Below are 16,161 nucleotides of genomic sequence, written 5' to 3' on the forward strand. Positions count from 1 at the left end.
GTTGACTCCAAGGGTAGTACTTAAGTCCCGCCTTGCGTAGGGGTTATGCGTCACCTTTCGCACAGTGCGATCAACGACGAGGCCGGGGCTGGGTCTCGCGACGACGCCCCGGCCTCGTGAAACGACAGACGATCAGACCTTCGTGCGCGCCCGACGCACGAGTGCGGAAGCGCCGACGACGATCCACGCGATGACGGCACCCAGGATGACGCCGAAGATGCCGGACAGGAGAGTCTCGACCAGCCAGGTCGCGAAACCGCCCGCGGCGGACACCGCATGTTCGGCGACTTCGAGGATGTGGTGGAAGACGGGCACGCCGACCTCGGCGAGGTTCTCGATGACCAGGTGGCCGCCGACCCAGAGCATCGCGACCGTGCCGACGACGCCGATCGTGTTGAAGACGTGCGGCATGATGCGCACGATCGTGCGGCCCACGTTGTCGACGGGGCCGGGGCGATTGTCCTCGGGATCCAGTGCGCCCTTGGCGAGGTGGAGGCCGAAGTCGTCCGCCTTCACGAGTAGGGCGACGAGGCCGTACACGAAGAACGTCATGAAGAACGCGACCGCGATGAGGACGGCGACGCGCATGACACCGGTTTCGTTGGACAGGCCGGCCATGGATACGAGCATGATTTCGGCGCTGAGGATCAAGTCGGTGCGGGTCGCGGAGGCGACGATGCCCTTCTCGAGTTCCTCTCCGGAGGTGGCGCCACCCTCGTCGTGCTCCTCGTGGTGGCCGGGCAGCCAGCCGAGCTTCTCGAGGACCTTCTCGCCGCCCTCGAAACACAGGTATGCACCGCCGACGATCAGCAGGAATGGGAGGACCTGCGGGGCCAGCCACGTCAGTAGGAGCGCGATCGGCAGGATGATGAACAGCTTGTTGATGAGGGAACCGCGCGCGATCTTGCCGATGATGGGCAGCTCGCGTGCCGGGCTCAGGCCCGACACATACTGGGGCGTCACCGTGGTGTCGTCGATGACGACGCCCACCGCCTTCGAGGAGGCCTTGACGGCGTTGGCCGCGACGTCGTCGATCGACGAGGCCGTGACCTTTGCGAGGGTCGCGATATCGTCGAGCAGCGCGACAAGTCCACCGGACATGGGTTTCCTCCTCTGAGAGGGGCGTGAGGCTCCTGGTTGGGTACCCGCGCATTGTACGCGTGGGGATAGGCTTGAGTCATGACGACTTCCGTACCCGTCCCCGCCCTCGACCGTAACCTGATTGGCTGCCTGCGCGCCGACGTGATCGCCTCGACGTGGACCGTTGAGAATCTTCAGACCTTGATCAGCGAGGGCGCGCTCTCCGCCCTCATGCGCGACTCGCGACTGCCCGCCCTTGTCGAGCTCGCGGGCGCGACCGACCCCGCTGCGGTCCTCACGCGCTTCTTCATCCTCGGCCTGCCTGAGCGCGCCTCGGCCCTGAACGAGGCCCTACCGACGCTGGGCGCGCACGGCCTGGAGTCCCTCGGCCTCGCGGCCACCATCGACGAGGCCGAGGCCGCCTCCGCGCTCGTCATGCCCCGTGCGGGCGGCGCGCCCAAGCGTGAACCCGAGGAGGAGCGGGAGGAGTCCTCGTCCCCGAAGACGACGAGCGTGCCGACGATGCGCGACCCCGACGAGGAGGCCCCCGAGCCCGAGGTCGAGGAAGATCCGTGGATGCGAGCCCTCTTTGACCTGCGCCCCCACGCTGCGACGCTGCCGGGTGGCGACCACGAGTGGTGGGTGGCCTCGGACCTGGCGGAGGTGCAGACCGGCAAGCCCCTGTCCGACGACCACGTGCTTGGCATCGGCGGCGCGACCCTGACGCTGCTGGAGATGACGGTGCGTGAGCAGGTTGATTCGGCTCTCGACGTGGGTTGCGGCTGTGGCATTCAGGCCCTCTACCTGGCCACGCACGCCGACCGCGTCGTCGCCACAGATCTGTCGTCGCGCGCGTGCGCGCTCACCCAGTTCAACGCCGCCCTCAACGAGGCTGTCATCGACGTGCGCGAGGGCTCCCTCTTCGAGCCCGTCGAGGGCGAAACCTTCGACCTCATCGTCACCAACCCGCCTTTCGTCATCACACCGGACTCGGTGCGTGGCGCGGCCGGCCTGCTCGAGTACCGCGACGGCGGCATGGACCGAGACAACCTGATCCGCGCGGTCCTGCGCGGCGCGCCCGCGTGCATGAACGCGGGCGGCACCCTGCAGATGCTCGCCAACTGGGAGATCCCCGCTGACCGCAACCCCGACACGCAGTGGTCGTGGCGCGTGGATTCGTGGCTCGACGGCCTGCCGGTGGACGCGTGGGTCGTCCAGCGCGACGTCCTCGACCCGGCGCGCTACGTGGACATGTGGATCCGCGACTCGGGCGGTCAGCTCTTGGCCCGCGCCGACTACGAGCGCGCCTTCACCTCGTGGCTGGCTGACTTCCGCCGCGTGGGTACGGGTGCGATCGGCATGGGCTTCGTGGCGCTGCGCAGGCTCGACGAGGCCGAGGCCGCTTCGGGTGGCAAGCGCGCCTACGACCTGTCCCTTGATGGGCACGCCCCTCGCGGGCGCGACGTGGCTTGGGCGCTGGCCTCCCTGCGCGCCCCGGAGCTGTGGGACACCGCGCTGACGCGCGCCTCGGACGTGCGCGAGGAGCGCCACTACGTGCCGGGAAGCCCCGACCCGGAGCTGCTCATCATGCACCAGGGTGGGGGACTGGGCCGTTCCGTGCCCGTCTCGTCGTCGGTGTCGGCGGTTGTGGGCGCTTCGGACGCCGAGCTGACGGTCGGGCAGATCGCGGCGGCCGTCGCGATGCTGACCGAGGCGGACGCCGACGACGTGCGGGCCGAGATTGAGGCGCCCCTGCGTGACCTGATCCGCTGGGGATTCCTGACGTACTGATTGTTGTTGTGTGCGCAGGCGCCGCGGCTGCGGGGGCAGTCGCGGTGCCTGGCGTCGAGGTTTTGTTACTTGTCTTTTGGGGTGGATTCAGCCGGGGCCTCGTGAATGCTACTGGCCGTAGTGGAAGCGGCAGGCAACGATTTCGACCGTATCTTCGGTGATGCGATAAACCAATCTGTTACGTCCGTCGATCCGGCGCGACCAAAAGCCGGTGTATTCGTAGCGGAGAGGCTCAGGCTTGCCGATGCCCTCGTTCCCGTTGCGCTGGATATCCGCAATGAGGGCGTTGATGCGCGTGAGGGTCTTGCGATCCTCGAACTGCCACCAGACGTAGTCGTTCCAGGCGTGTGGGGTCCACACGACTTTGAGCATCGTTAGTTCTCCTCATCAGGGATGTCGATGAGATCGTGCTCTTCGAGGTTGCCGTGTCGCAGCTGTGCGATCGATTCGCGCAGGTGGCGGGCGTTCGCGGGGGACTGCATGAGGTAGACGGTCTCCATGAGGGACTCGTACTCGTCGAGGGCCATGATGACGACGCTCTCGTGGCCCTGGCGGGTGATGACGATTTCCTCGCGGTCGTTGACGACCTGGTCGAGGACCTCGGCGTAGCGTGCGCGCGACTCGGTGTAGGTCATGATCTTCATGGGTGCTCCTCTGCTCGCCTATGTACAGAACATTGTACAGGATGTGAGTGTGTGTGTCTCCAGTCTGCTGGTGATGTGCGGGAGTACTGCCTCCGTGCGGGGGCCAGTTACTGCGGGAGTGCTGGCGCGGGGCCTGTATCGCGGCGTCCTTCACCAGGGAGGGAGCGGGCTGCGCGTTCTGGATAGGAACTGCTGATCTGGATAGGAACTGCTGATCTGGATATGAACTGCTGATCTGGATAGGTTATTTTCCTATCCAAAACGTCGTAAGCTATCCAGTTCGTGGTTTCCTATCCACTTTATTGCTGCGTTCGTACGCGACCGCACGTGGGCCCGATGATGTGCACGTGGGCCCGATGATGTGCGCGTGGGCCCGATGATGTGCGCGTGGGCCCGATGATGTGCGCGTGGGCCCGATGATGTGCGCGTGGGCAACGCCGCCCACGCGCAGGTCATGCGGTTTACGTGCGTGTCGAGGGGCTAATGCGCAGTCCTTAGTGGCCGCGGTGGCGAGCTTTCGCTTTCAGGCGGGCGATGCGGCGTTTCTCTTCAGCTTTCTCACGTTTCTTCTGCTTGGTCGTGGAAGCTCGTTCTCGTGCCATGCGTTTGCGTTCTGCTTGAATCGCTGCCTGTGATGCAGTGGAAGGAAGCGCACAGCGGGCGAGGCGGGACGCTTGGCGCTGTGCGCGCTTGGGGTTGTCGTGCGTCGCCTGGCGTTGGGCCATATCGGAAGCCCAAGCGGCCTCGTCGAGGCCGCACAGGAGAGCGTTAGCGTGAGCGAGAAGGAACTCGTAGAACTCCGCGTCTGAGGGCTGCGCGCCGAACACGATTCTAACGGCGCGAACACGGTCGGCCTCGTGGCGCTCAATGACACCGACCCAGAACTGACCATCGAAATATAGTGTGGACTCCGTCTTCATTACTCGTCTCCAGGTACACCAGGGTGGACCCGATGACGCTGGATTCTGCTCGGGGCAGCGACGGATGCGAGGCATCGCCCAGACTTCCTACTGGACTGTGCGGTTCGCGTATCAGGACTGACGACTCATTATACGTCCCGTGTTCCAGGGTGTTGCTACTGGACGATCGGCTTGCCGCCGATGGACATGGGGGCGGGGGTGCGGACTCCAACAGTTTGGTCAAGGCCCTGGTGGTGCTCGCGGGCGACTATGGCATGAGGGTGAGCGTGCCTGATGAGCTGCGCCCCAAGATGAAGGGATCGAGCGAGCTCGCCAAGGCGCTGCGGGCGCTCGACGCGCTGCCTGATGCTCCGACTGACCTCGCGCGCGAAGCGAGCGCTGCCCTCAGCGCTATCGTCTCTCGTCGAGCCGATGGAGGCGTCCCCACCAGCGGGTGATCAGCCACTCGTCGTGCGTTGAGATAACCAGGGTTCCCGTCCACCGCCGCAGGGCCTCCTCGAGGGACTCCAGGGCGTTCAGGTCCAGGTAGTTCGTGGGCTCGTCGATCACGAGGATCTGAGCGTCGGCCCGCGCCGCGAACGCTAGCTGTGCCCTGCGTTGGTTTCCCGCGGAGAGCTCACCGAGCGGCCGGTTCCACGCCGCCGGGGGAACGAATCCCTTCCCGGCTTCCCCGATGCCCAGGTGCCACGCGTCCTCGGGGATTAGGGGGTCGCCGGGCCGCGGGAGCACCTGGGGCACGAGGACGACCCCGGGGGTGGCGTCGATGCTTCCGTGCGCCCCGCTGGGGGCCCCGCGTGCGATCCACTCCAGCAGGGTGGTCTTGCCCGACCCGTTGGGCCCCGCGACGAGGAGGTGCTCGCCGTAGCACGCCTCGAAGGAGGTCGGCGCGAGGCGTCCCTCCACCGACGCGCCGCGGACGGCCAGGGCGATACCCATTGCGTGTGGGTGTGGTGGCGTCCCGCCCGTGGTGGTCCCGCTGGCGTGGGGGAAGGAGAACGCCGACTCGTCGTAGCGGGGCTTGGGGACTTCGCGTGCCGCGAGAACCGACAGCCTCCTGGAGTCGTCGTTGATGCGCCGCGTCGAGGTGGCCTGGGCGCGGTCGGCGTAGTACTTCTGCGCCATCCTCGTCTCGGTGCGGGGCTTGAAGCGCGCATGCCCCACCACCGCCGAATCCCGCTTGTGGGCAGCGAGTCGACGTTTCATTGCCTGCTGCTCCGCGTAGATGGCGACGTGCCGCGAGCGCGTGGCTGCCTTGTCGCGCAGGTAATCCGAGTAGGATCCGCCCACCCTGTACGCCCCGAAGCACGCGGGCTCTCCCTCGGCGACCGCCAGCGCCCGCCACGGCGTCGGATCCAGGTCGAGCAGTGCCGTTGCCGTGCGCTCAATGAAGGCCCGGTCGTGGCTTGTCATGAGCACCGGCCCCTGCCAGTCATCGATCGCACGCGTTAGGTACTCTCGCCCATCGGCGTCCAGGTGGTTCGTCGGCTCGTCCAGGATGAGGGCGTTCGGGCGCTCAACGAGGACGAGGGCTAGGCGCAGGCGTGCGCGCTGCCCAGGGGAGAGGGACGCGAGGGCACGGGAGCGGTCGACGCCGCCCAGGCCGAGGGCCTCCAGGGTCTGCTCGAGGCGCGTATCGATGGTCCACGCGTCCCGCGCGGTCATCGCCGCCAGGACGCGGTCGTACTCCGCCTCGTCGCGCGGGGAGGCGCCCCGGGCGAGGCGCTCGGTGAGGGCGTCGAAGCGCGCCGCCAGTCCACGGGTGTCCGACGTGGCGGCATCGATGAGCTGTGCGACGGTGCGGGACTCCCTGTCCCCCGCGAGCGGAGGGCGGGACGCCAGAGGGACTCCCGGTGCTGACCGCGTGGCCGCGGGCCGAAGAATTGGGGGAACTAGCTGGGTCGCGGAGAGTGTTGGGCCGGCGATTGTTCCGGAGTCCGGCTGGAGTCGGCCCGCTGCGAGGGCCAGCAGCGTTGACTTGCCGATCCCGTTCGGGCCGACGACGACGAGGCGGTCGGTGGGCCCACACGTGAAGGAGACGTTGCCGAGAACGGGCGTAGCGCCATAGGAAAAGAAGACGCGGGAAAAGACAATCGTAGACATAACACACCTGGGGGAGGAGGGACGAGGGGCGCTATGTCAGGAGTCCATGGGCCCATTGTACCGGGAACGGCTCATTCGTGGGGCGGAGTCCGTCGGGAGGCCGCGAAGCCGCCGTCTCCCGGGGAGTCGTCATGGGTGTTTGCACTGGGAAGGGCGGGGAGGAGGCTCAAGCCTCCTCCCCGCCCCGTGAACATCAGTGAACTACTTCCACATGACTCCTTCGTCTGGTTGGGCGAGTGCTCCCGCGTTATCACCGCGCTGTTGGTGGCGTTACCTGGCTCCTTCGGTGGTCTGTGCGGGATTCCCGCCTCCCTCTTGTCTGACAACAGTTACTGTAGGATGCCAACCTTGGGGAATGGGCGAAGGAAGCCTGGAGAATCCTGGGATTTCGAGCCTTCACGGCTTGATGTATGTGGCCCCGTCCTTCGTCCACTCGCGGATCGCGGGGATGGCGGCGGGCACTTGCCCCAGCCACTCGGGCAGCGTGCCTTCGACGAACTCGTGGTTGGCCAGCGACCTGGCGCAGGCGAAGAAGTCCACGCCAGCGCGGGCCGCCGCCTCCATCTGCGCAGTCCAGTCGTTCGCGCCCTGGAGCGCGTAGACTCCAGTGCCGTTCACGATGACGACGATCCCGTGAGCCAGGCCGAGTTGCGTGAGGTTGCCGAGGTTCGACAGCGCCGCGGGCCAGCGGGCGACGTCAGAAACGTGAAGAATGTAGTCGTAGCTCATAGTGCTGTCTTCCGTGGGAATGACTGGCGCGAGTGGAGTCCCGTCGGGGTACGGGGGAAGGCTACCACGCGGCGATGGACGGCCGCTAGTGACCCCGGTGTCGTGCTTTTGCCTTCTCACGTTCGAGTCGGTACTTGGCATCTGTCGCCTCCCGTTTCTTCTGCTTGGCGTCCGCGGCTCGGCGCTGCGCCGAGCGCTCGCGGTCTGCGTGGATCGCCGCTTGCGAAGCGGTTGATGGGCGCCCCCGGTGGGCGAGGCGGGACGCTTCGCGCTGCGCGCGCTTGGGATTGGGGCGCTTGGTGCGGCGCTCGGCGTCGGCAGAAACAACGGCTGCCTCATCGAGCCGGCGTGTGAGCGCGTTGGCGTGGGCGAGGAAAAACTCATACAGTTCCGCGTCCGAGGGCTGTGTGCCAAACACGATCCGAATCGCCCGGACGCGGCCCGCCTCGTGGCGCTCGATGACGACCACCCAAAAGCGGCCGTCGAAATACAGTGTGGACTCCGTCTTCATCATGTGTCTCCAGGTGCACCAAAGTGGACCTGATGACGCCGGATTCTGCGTTGGGCAGCGACGGATGTGGGGCATCGTCCAGACTTCCTACTGGACCGTGCGATTCGCGTACCAGGACTGACGCTTCATTGTACGTCTGGTTTCCCCAGATCTGGCACTTCGTGGCCGCAGGAGAATACGGACGAGGGGTGAGCGTGCGTTAGTTGACGATCGCCTTGCCGCCGATGGACATGGGGGCGCGGGTGCGGGCCTGTGCATCGAGGTCCTTCTCCCACGCGGAGGCGTCCTCCCAGTTGCTGGAGGACAGCAGGTGCAGAGCGCCCATCTCGCGTAGCGCGTCGAGGAGGATGAAGTGCGGGGCGGGGTAGGGGGCGTTCCACGGGATCGCGGTCCACAGGCCGTTCTTGCCGACGAGGAACTCGCCGCGATTGCGGTCGTGTAGATCGTTGTTCGCGGTCTGCGCGTCGCCCTCAGCGGCCCACAGCCAGCGGGTGATGCGGAAAGCCTCCCACGTCTCCTCCCACGAGGAGTAGGAGAACTGCAGAGCCCGGTTGATGATCGCGAGAGTGTCCCAGGCCTCGTCCTCGCTCAGCCATCCGAGGCCGGCGCCCGCGCGCGTCAGATTCGCGGCACGAATGAGGTCCCACGCGGCGAAATCCAGGGACTGGATGCCGCGGTCATTGTCCAGGAAACGACGGATGCGCCAGCGGCGCTCCCAGTCCTCCATTGACGAGTCGGCGGTTTTACTCAGGCGGGCGATCTCGGTGTCCGCCCAGCTGGGCCTCGCGCAGCGCTCGCGCAGGGCAGCGAAATCCTCGCGGTGTCCGGCGCGCAGCAGCGAATAAATCTGGCGGATCAGGCTCTCGCGGTTGGTGATACCCCAGTCGCGGTCGAGCATGCCCTTCATTCCGGCGGGATCCGACAGCTTCAGCTGGTTAACGACCTCGTCGTTGCACAGCGAGTACACCATGGCCGGGGCCAGCAGGCGAGCCTGCGGATCGGTGGCCATGTCCTCGCGCTTGCCACGCAGCTTCGGGGTGTGGTGCTCGTTGAGCTTGTTCCACTCGCCTTCCTTGCCTGCCTTGCGCACGTCGCGCGGCGCGGGGACGGCGCCCTTTGAGCGGGCAGCAGCCTGCTTGAACTTCTGCGCCGCGAGGACAACGATGACGCAGCCGATCGCGAACCAGATCGGGAACGGAATGTCGGAGAGGAAATTCTGGAGCACAGACTGATTGTGCCCGATGGAAAGCAGATCACACAATTCAGGGGCGCTCGTGCGTGAGACAGGGGACGAGGCTGGGGCTTCCCCCTATTTAATAGGTATCGTCGCGTGCGCCCCCCGATGCGTCGCCCGGGCGCGCCCGCGCGCGAGAATCCGCCACGGCCTCGTGAATGTCAAACCCGAGCGGCGTGAGACGCGCGGAAGCGCTCCCGGTACCCAGATGTGGGTGGGACGCGGTAAGGTCCATCCCAGATGCCTCGCTGGGTGAACCGCGAGCGAGGGTGCTACAAATACTGGGGAAGCGACGGAAGGGACCGGCAATGTCAGCGACGAAGCTCGTGATCGTGGAGTCTCCTGCGAAGGCAGCCACCATCGAGGGATACCTGGGTCCCGACTACCACGTGACCGCCTCCATCGGCCACATCCGCGACCTCCCGCAGCCCTCCGAGCTGCCCAAGGACATGAAGAAGGGGCCCTTCGGCCGCTTCGCCGTCAACGTGGATGACGGTTTCGCGCCGTACTACGTGGTGAACCCGGACAAGAAGAAAAAGGTCACCGAACTCAAGAAGCTCCTCAAGGAGTGCGACGAACTTTATCTGGCAACTGATGAGGACCGCGAGGGCGAGGCCATCGCGTGGCACCTCCTGCAGGTCTTGAAGCCGAAGGTTCCCGTGCGCCGCATGGTGTTCCACGAAATCACGAAGGAAGCGATCCAGCGCGCGCTGGAGAACACGCGCGACCTGGATACGGCCCTCGTGGACGCGCAGGAGACCCGCCGTATCCTTGACCGCCTCTATGGCTACGAGGTCTCGCCCCTCCTGTGGCGCAAGATCCGCCCGTCCCTGTCCGCCGGCCGCGTGCAGTCGGTGGCCACGCGCCTCGTGGTCGCCAGGGAACGTGAGCGCATGGCGCACGTGAGCGCCCAGTACTGGTCGATCGACACGGCGTTCACGTCGGCAGGCCAGGCCTTCGGCGCGCGCGTCTCCTCCGTGGATGGCCATTCGATCGCGACCGGTTCCGACTTCAGTGAGAAGGGCGAGCTGAGCGCGAAGGCGCTCAAGGCCGGCGTCCTCCACCTGGACGAGGCCACGGCCCGCGCGTACGCGCAGGCGCTGTCCGACGCCCCGGCCTCGGTCATCGACTCGGTGACCCGCAAGCCCTACCGTCGCCGCCCGGCCGCCCCCTTCACGACGTCGACCCTCCAGCAGGAGGCCTCGCGCAAGCTGCACTGGAACGCGTCCTCGACGATGCGCACCGCCCAGTCCCTGTACGAGTCCGGTTACATCACCTACATGCGTACCGACTCCACGGCGCTGTCCAGCCAGGCGATCCACGCCGCCCGCGAGCAGGCCACCCAGCTATATGGGGCCGAGGCCGTGGCCGAGTCTCCGCGCCTGTACGGCACCACCTCGAAGGGTGCACAGGAGGCGCACGAGGCGATCCGTCCCGCCGGCGATCATTTCCGCACGCCGGGCGAGGTGGCCGGTTCCCTGTCGAAGCAGCAGCTGGCCCTGTACGACCTGATTTGGAAGCGCACGGTTGCCTCGCAGATGGCTGACGCCCTCGGCTACACGGCGACGATCCGCGTGCTCACCGGCATCGAGGTTGACGGTAAGCGCCACGACGTGCTGTCCTCGGCCTCGGGCACGGTCATCACCTCCCCGGGCTTCCGCCTGGCCTACCAGGAGGGCCGTGACCAGGGGCGTTACGACGCGGAAAAGAACGACGCGGAGAAGACCCTGCCGGACGTCGCCGAGGGTGATCCCGCGACGCTGACCGAGGCCACCCCCGACGGCCACGAGACCCAGCCCCCGGGCCGCTACACGGAGGCCACGCTGGTCAAGACCATGGAGGAGCTCGGCATCGGCCGTCCCTCCACCTACGCGGCTACCATCCAGACGATCGGTGACCGCGGATACGTGACGCACCGCGGCCAGTACCTGGTGCCCACGTGGCTGGCGTTCTCCGTAACGCGCCTGCTCGAGGAGAACCTGGCGAACCTGGTCGACTACGACTTCACGGCCTCGATGGAGGGCGACCTGGACCGTATCGCCGCGGGCGAGGAGAACGGCACAGAGTTCCTGACCAGCTTCTTCTTCGGCCCCGACGGCACGGGCGAGAACGGCGGTCTGCGCCACGACGTCGCCTCCCTGGGTGACGACATCGACGCGCGCGCCGTCAACTCGATCGACCTGGGCCGCGGCGTGACACTGCGCGTGGGACGCTACGGCCCCTACATGGAAAAGGCCGACGGGACGCGCGCGAACGTGCCGCCGGAGGTCGCTCCCGACGAACTGACGGATGAGCTGGTGGACCAGCTCTTCTCCCGCGCCGCCGACGACGGCCGCGAGCTGGGCGTTGACCCCGCGACCGGTCACACGATCATCGTCAAGGACGGCCGCTACGGCCCCTACGTCACCGAGGTCCTGCCCGAGGCAGCCGAGGGCGGCGAGGAAGGCGCGAAGAAGACGAAGAAGGCGGCCGCCAAGCCTCGCACCGCCTCGCTGTTCAAGACCATGGACATCGCCACCGTCACCCTTGAGGATGCCCTGGCGCTGCTGTCCCTGCCGCGCGAGGTGGGCACGGACCCGGCCTCGGGCGAGGTCATCACCGCGCAGAATGGCCGCTACGGCCCCTACCTGAAGAAGGGCACGGACTCGCGCACACTGGCCTCCGAGGACCAGCTGCTGACCATCACCCTGGACGAGGCCCTGGCCATCTACGCCCAGCCCAAGACCCGCGGCCGCGGCACAGCCCGCCCGCCGCTGCGCGAGTTCGGCGAGGATCCGATCTCGGGCAAGAAGGTCACCGTCAAGGATGGCCGCTTCGGCCCCTACGTGACGGACGGCGAGACCAACGTGACGGTGCCGCGCGCCGAGACGGTGGAGGATCTGACGGCCGAGCGCGCCTACGAGCTCCTCGCCGATAAGCGCGCCAAGGGCCCCGCCCCCAAGCGCACGCGCAAGACGGCCGCGAAGAAGACGACGACCAAGAAGACCACCGCGAAGAAGACCACCGCGAAGAAGACGGCCACCAAGAAGGCCGCGACGAAGAAGGACAGCTGATGGCAGCGCGAGGAGTGTTCATCACCTTCGAGGGTGGCGACGGCTCGGGGAAGTCCACGCAGATCCAGTCGGTGCGCGACTGGTTCGAGAGCCGGGGCCGCGAGGTCATCGTCACCCGCGAGCCGGGCGGCACCGAGCTGGGCACAGAGATCCGACGCCTCGTGCAAAACGGTCCCGAGGACGTGGACGCGCGCACGGAGGCCCTCCTGTACGCCGCCGACCGCGCCTACCACGTCGCCACGGTTATTGCCCCCGCCCTCGAGCGCGGTGCGGTCGTGCTGGCGGACCGCTACATCGACTCCTCCCTGGCCTATCAGGGCGCGGCCCGCTCCCTCGGCGTTGACGAGATCGGGTCTCTGTCCGCCTGGGCGACCCGCGGCCTCTACCCGTCCCTGACCTTCCTCCTGGACCTGCCCCCGGAGGTCGGCGCGCGCCGCCGCACCGACGCCCCGGACCGCATGGAGCGCGAGTCCATGGACTTTCACGAGCGCGTGCGCCACGAGTACCTGCGCCTTGCGGACGCCGAGCCCGACCGCATCGTCGTCATCGACGCGGTGGGCACGGTCGACGAGGTGTTCTCCGAGATTCGCGGCGTCCTCGTCGAACGCTTTGAGGGGGGTTCCGTCACGATCGACGAGGCCGACGATGCCCCCCTGTCCGCGCAGGAGGCCCCGGCCTCTTCAGAGCTTCCCGCATCCGCCGAGGCCGCAGACAAGCCGCGCGAAAAGAGCACGGACAAGGGCAGCGCCCGCAAGCCCGCCACCATGGTGGGAGCCCTGGGCGAATCCCAGGGCGCGCTCTGGGATGAATGATGAGTGTCTGGTCCTCGCTCGTCGGACAGGACGCGGCGGTCGCTAAGCTCGGCGAGGCCGCGGTGTCCGCCCGCGCTATCGTCGCCTCCCGAGGCGGCGCACGGGCCTCCGACGACGCGCGTTCTATGAGCCACGCCTGGCTCATCACCGGCCCTCCCGGGTCGGGCCGCTCCGTCGCAGCCCGCGCCTTCGCGGCCGCCCTGCAGTGCACGGGCGAGACCGTGGGGTGTGGTCAGTGCGCGGGATGTCGCACGACGATGGGCCGCACGAACGCCGACGTCGTCTTCGCGGCCACCGAGACCTCGATCATTAACGTGGAGACCGCGCGTTCCCTCGTGCTGCAGGCCCAGTCCTCGCCCTCCCAGGGGCTGTGGCGCGTCATCGTCGTCGAGGACGCGGACCGCCTGGGCGAATCCGGCGCGAACGCCCTGCTCAAGGCCATAGAGGAGCCGCCCGAGCACACCGTGTGGCTGCTGTGCGCCCCCAGCCCCGAGGACATGATCGCCACGATCCGCTCGCGCTGCCGCCACCTCGGCCTGCGTATCCCCACCGCCAGTGCGGTCGCAGACCTGCTCGTGCGCGAAGGCGTCGCCACCCCCGATGTCGCCCTGGAGGCCGCGCGTGCCGCCCAGTCGCACATCGGCCTGGCCCGAGCGCTCGCTCGCGATCCCCAGATGCGCGAACGCCGCCGAGCCATCATCACCGCGCCCGCCTCGGTGCGCAGCGTCGGCGAGGCCGTCATGGCAGCCGACCGCCTCCTCGAGACCGCGAAAGCCCAAGCCGACGCGCAGGTCAGCGAACGAAATGCCCGCGAAAAGGCCGAACTGATGCGACAGCTGGGCATGGACGAGGGCGAGAGCGCCACCAAGGCCTCGCGCACGATGATCCGCCAGCTCGAGGAGGACCAAAAGCGCCGCTCCAAGCGTGCCCTCACCGACGCGATTGACCGCGCCCTCATCGACCTGCTCGCGATCTACCGCGACGTCCTCATGGTCCAGGTGGGCGGGGATGGCGAACTCATCAACACGGATCTGTCCGACCTGGTACACCAGATCGCGCTGGACTCCACGCCCCGTCAGACACTCGCGCGAGTCGACCACATCGAGACCGCGCGCAAGCGCCTCGTGTCAAACGGCAACCCCCTGCTGGTCCTGGAAGACATGGCGATTTCGCTGCGCCCCCAAGCCTGAAAACTGACCCGGCGTTTCTCCGTTACAATCGGGGCCATGAAGACACGCTCCATTGCGGCCTGCGCCGTCGCAGTCCTCGCCGTCGTCGCGATCGTCCTGACCGTCGTCGGCTACTACGGAACCCAACGCAGGGGACCGGCCCCCTCGACGACGGCCTCGGCCACGTCCGCGCCGATCCCCGTGTCCGCGGGGTCCGTGCAGGCCTACTACGATCAGGCGATCGAGTGGGGCGTGTGCGCTGACGGCACCTTCGACACGTTCCAGGGCGTGAACTCCTCGGACGCCAGCGAGTACCAGTGCGCCTTCCTGAAGGCGCCGCTGGACTGGGAGAACCCCGACGGAGACCAGATCACGCTCGCGCTCGCGATCCACCGCTCCGGAGCGAAGGAAGCTCCTGCCCTATTCATCAACCCGGGTGGCCCCGGCGGCGCCGTCGTCTCCTCCCTGCCGTACTACGCGACGCAGGGAATCGGCGAGGCCGTGGTCAACGCCTACGACATCGTGGCCCTCGACCCGCGTGGCGTCGGCGACTCGACCCCCGTGTTCTGCACGACCGACGCCGAGCGCGACGAGCGTAACGCCGGAGAGGACGAGGACGGCACCCCCGGCGACGAGTCCCCGCAGTCCGCGGTCGCCTCGGCCCGTGAGGATGCCCAAGAGGTCGCCGCGGGGTGCCGCGAACACTCTGGCACCCTGTACGAGCACATCGACACCGTGAGCGCTGCCCGTGACTTCGACATGGTGCGCGCGGTCCTCGGTCAGGAGAAGCTCAACCTCCTCGGATACTCCTACGGCACCTTCCTCGGCGCCACCTACGCGGGCCTCTTCCCTGAGCGTGTCGGCCGCTTCGTCCTCGACGGCGCCTTGGACCCCACGCTTAGCGTCAACGAGGTCTCCGCCCTCCAGATGCGAGGCCTCGACGCCTCACTCCAGCACTGGATCTCCGACTGCGCCACCCAGGCCACCTGCCCGATGGGACGCAACCTCCAGGAAGGCATCGAGACCGTGCGCTCGTTCCTCGATTCCCTTGAGGACAACCCGATGCGCACGAACGACCCGAACCGTCCGCTCACCGAAAACCTTGCAGTCACCGCCCTGACCGGTGCCATGTACAACACGCAGTGGTGGCCTCAGCTCACCCAGGCCTTCGGGATGGCGTGGCAGAAGAACGACGGCAGTGGTCTGCTCGCCATCGCTGACACGCTGAACTCGCGCAACCCCGACGGCACCTACCAGGACAATTCCTTTGACGCGATCAACGCGATCAACAACCTCGACTACTCGCCCGAAGGCACCATCGAGCAGTGGGCCGCACAGGTGGAGACACTCAAGGACGAACTGCCGATCCTCGGCAAGTACGTCGGCTACCCGTCGGCAAGCCTTGAGGGCTGGCCCACGAAGCACGCGCCCCGCTCGCGCATCACCGCACAGGGAGCCGATCCCATCGTCGTCATCGGCACGACCCACGACCCGGCGACCCCCTACTCGATGGCACAGGGCCTGTCGGGACAGCTCGCCAGCGGCGTCCTCGTCACCGTCGAAGGCTGGAACCACACCGCCTACCGCCGCGGCGCCAACCAGTGCGTCACGCGTGCCGTCGAAGACTACTTCGTGAAGGGAATCGTGCCCACCGACGGCCTCATGTGCCAGTAGGGACGTGACTCACGACATCCTGCTGTGGGGTGTCCTGGTTTGCGTTCGGCGCGATTCGTCCAGTAGAGTTGTGCCGTTGCCTGCACGCCCCGGAAACGGTGGAACGGCAGGCGCGGCCGCCTTAGCTCAGTCGGCAGAGCGATTCACTCGTAATGAATAGGTCGTGGGTTCGATTCCCACAGGCGGCTCAGATACGCCCACCCGGTTCCGGGTGGGCGTTTTTGTATGCGTTGACGGGCCGGGCTGCTTTGTGCGCCCGTGGGCGGCGGCCCGCCCGCGAGATCGCCACACGCGAGCCTGCGGCTCGGAGTGGTCGATCTCGAAGCCCGGCCAGGCCCCGCCGCCGCCCACAGGCGCCGCAGCCAGGCCCTCCGGACCCTCCGGCGTCCTCCACACCAGTGGGGCTGGGTCGCTGTTATCTGGTTCGGCGCGTCGTCTCGAAAC

14 protein-coding genes and 1 tRNA gene are annotated in these 16,161 nt (G+C 67.4%); 7 read left to right on the forward strand and 8 right to left on the reverse strand.

Going from position 1 to position 16,161, the window contains the following annotated elements; translation table 11 throughout:
• Nucleotides 1-132 precede the first annotated feature (132 nt).
• Nucleotides 133-1,101, reverse strand: a complete 969-nt coding sequence (locus ACTODO_RS04385; protein WP_003791863.1) for a DUF808 domain-containing protein — start codon at nucleotides 1,099-1,101, stop codon at nucleotides 133-135.
• A gap of 78 nt (nucleotides 1,102-1,179) precedes the next feature.
• Between ACTODO_RS04385 and ACTODO_RS04390 the strand changes: the two genes are divergently transcribed.
• Nucleotides 1,180-2,871, forward strand: a complete 1,692-nt coding sequence (locus ACTODO_RS04390) for a methyltransferase (protein ID WP_003791866.1) — start codon at nucleotides 1,180-1,182, stop codon at nucleotides 2,869-2,871.
• A gap of 108 nt (nucleotides 2,872-2,979) precedes the next feature.
• On the opposite strand, the gene ACTODO_RS04395 is transcribed toward ACTODO_RS04390, so the two are convergent.
• From ACTODO_RS04395 to ACTODO_RS04405, 3 genes are all read right to left on the reverse strand, one after another.
• Nucleotides 2,980-3,243: a Txe/YoeB family addiction module toxin gene (locus ACTODO_RS04395; protein WP_003791867.1), complete on the reverse strand. Its 264-nt coding sequence runs from the start codon at nucleotides 3,241-3,243 to the stop codon at nucleotides 2,980-2,982.
• A 2-nt stretch (nucleotides 3,244-3,245) separates the two neighbouring features.
• Nucleotides 3,246-3,515 carry a type II toxin-antitoxin system Phd/YefM family antitoxin gene (locus ACTODO_RS04400; RefSeq protein WP_003791869.1) on the reverse strand — a complete coding sequence of 90 codons (270 nt, stop codon included), beginning with the start codon at nucleotides 3,513-3,515 and terminating at the stop codon, nucleotides 3,246-3,248.
• A gap of 494 nt (nucleotides 3,516-4,009) precedes the next feature.
• On the reverse strand, nucleotides 4,010-4,435 hold the full coding sequence (locus ACTODO_RS04405) for a YjdF family protein (protein WP_003791871.1): 426 nt from the start codon (nucleotides 4,433-4,435) through the stop codon (nucleotides 4,010-4,012).
• A gap of 260 nt (nucleotides 4,436-4,695) precedes the next feature.
• On the opposite strand from ACTODO_RS04405, the gene ACTODO_RS10875 reads away from it, so the two are divergent.
• Nucleotides 4,696-4,872: a hypothetical protein gene (locus ACTODO_RS10875; protein WP_165478145.1), complete on the forward strand. Its 177-nt coding sequence runs from the start codon at nucleotides 4,696-4,698 to the stop codon at nucleotides 4,870-4,872.
• On the opposite strand, the gene ACTODO_RS04415 is transcribed toward ACTODO_RS10875, so the two are convergent.
• The 4 genes from ACTODO_RS04415 to ACTODO_RS04430 all read right to left on the reverse strand — a co-directional run bounded on the left by ACTODO_RS04415 (nucleotide 4,826) and on the right by ACTODO_RS04430 (nucleotide 9,000).
• The gene (locus ACTODO_RS04415) at nucleotides 4,826-6,535 is read right to left on the reverse strand and encodes an ATP-binding cassette domain-containing protein (RefSeq protein WP_003791873.1); all 1,710 of its coding nucleotides are present in this window, start codon (nucleotides 6,533-6,535) and stop codon (nucleotides 4,826-4,828) included. The genes ACTODO_RS10875 and ACTODO_RS04415 overlap by 47 nt on opposite strands.
• A 396-nt stretch (nucleotides 6,536-6,931) precedes the next feature.
• A complete protein-coding gene (locus ACTODO_RS04420; RefSeq protein WP_003791875.1) occupies nucleotides 6,932-7,264 on the reverse strand; it encodes a DsrE family protein in 333 nt (110 codons plus the stop codon).
• Nucleotides 7,265-7,349: 85 nt separating this feature from the next.
• Nucleotides 7,350-7,778, reverse strand: coding sequence for a YjdF family protein (locus ACTODO_RS04425; protein ID WP_003791877.1), 429 nt, complete (start codon nucleotides 7,776-7,778; stop codon nucleotides 7,350-7,352).
• A gap of 196 nt (nucleotides 7,779-7,974) precedes the next feature.
• On the reverse strand, nucleotides 7,975-9,000 hold the full coding sequence (locus tag ACTODO_RS04430) for a DUF1266 domain-containing protein (RefSeq protein WP_034512060.1): 1,026 nt from the start codon (nucleotides 8,998-9,000) through the stop codon (nucleotides 7,975-7,977).
• A gap of 317 nt (nucleotides 9,001-9,317) precedes the next feature.
• Here ACTODO_RS04430 and topA point away from each other — a divergent pair, with 317 nt between their 5' ends.
• The 5 genes from topA (at nucleotide 9,318) to ACTODO_RS04455 (ending at nucleotide 15,905) form a co-directional block, all read left to right on the forward strand.
• Nucleotides 9,318-12,062: a type I DNA topoisomerase gene (topA, locus tag ACTODO_RS04435; protein WP_003791882.1), complete on the forward strand. Its 2,745-nt coding sequence runs from the start codon at nucleotides 9,318-9,320 to the stop codon at nucleotides 12,060-12,062.
• Complete coding sequence (gene tmk / locus ACTODO_RS04440; protein WP_003791884.1) at nucleotides 12,062-12,874, forward strand: dTMP kinase; 813 nt, start codon at nucleotides 12,062-12,064, stop codon at nucleotides 12,872-12,874. Before topA ends, tmk begins: the two co-directional genes overlap by 1 nt.
• The gene (locus ACTODO_RS04445) at nucleotides 12,871-14,064 is read left to right on the forward strand and encodes a DNA polymerase III subunit delta' (protein ID WP_003791886.1); all 1,194 of its coding nucleotides are present in this window, start codon (nucleotides 12,871-12,873) and stop codon (nucleotides 14,062-14,064) included. Before tmk ends, ACTODO_RS04445 begins: the two co-directional genes overlap by 4 nt.
• A gap of 36 nt (nucleotides 14,065-14,100) precedes the next feature.
• Complete coding sequence (locus ACTODO_RS04450; protein WP_003791887.1) at nucleotides 14,101-15,717, forward strand: alpha/beta hydrolase; 1,617 nt, start codon at nucleotides 14,101-14,103, stop codon at nucleotides 15,715-15,717.
• A 115-nt stretch (nucleotides 15,718-15,832) separates the two neighbouring features.
• A tRNA-Thr gene (locus ACTODO_RS04455) sits at nucleotides 15,833-15,905 on the forward strand.
• The last annotated feature ends 256 nt before the right edge of the window (nucleotides 15,906-16,161 follow it).

The organism is Schaalia dentiphila ATCC 17982 (assembly GCF_000154225.1).
Lineage (GTDB): Bacteria > Actinomycetota > Actinomycetes > Actinomycetales > Actinomycetaceae > Pauljensenia > Pauljensenia dentiphila.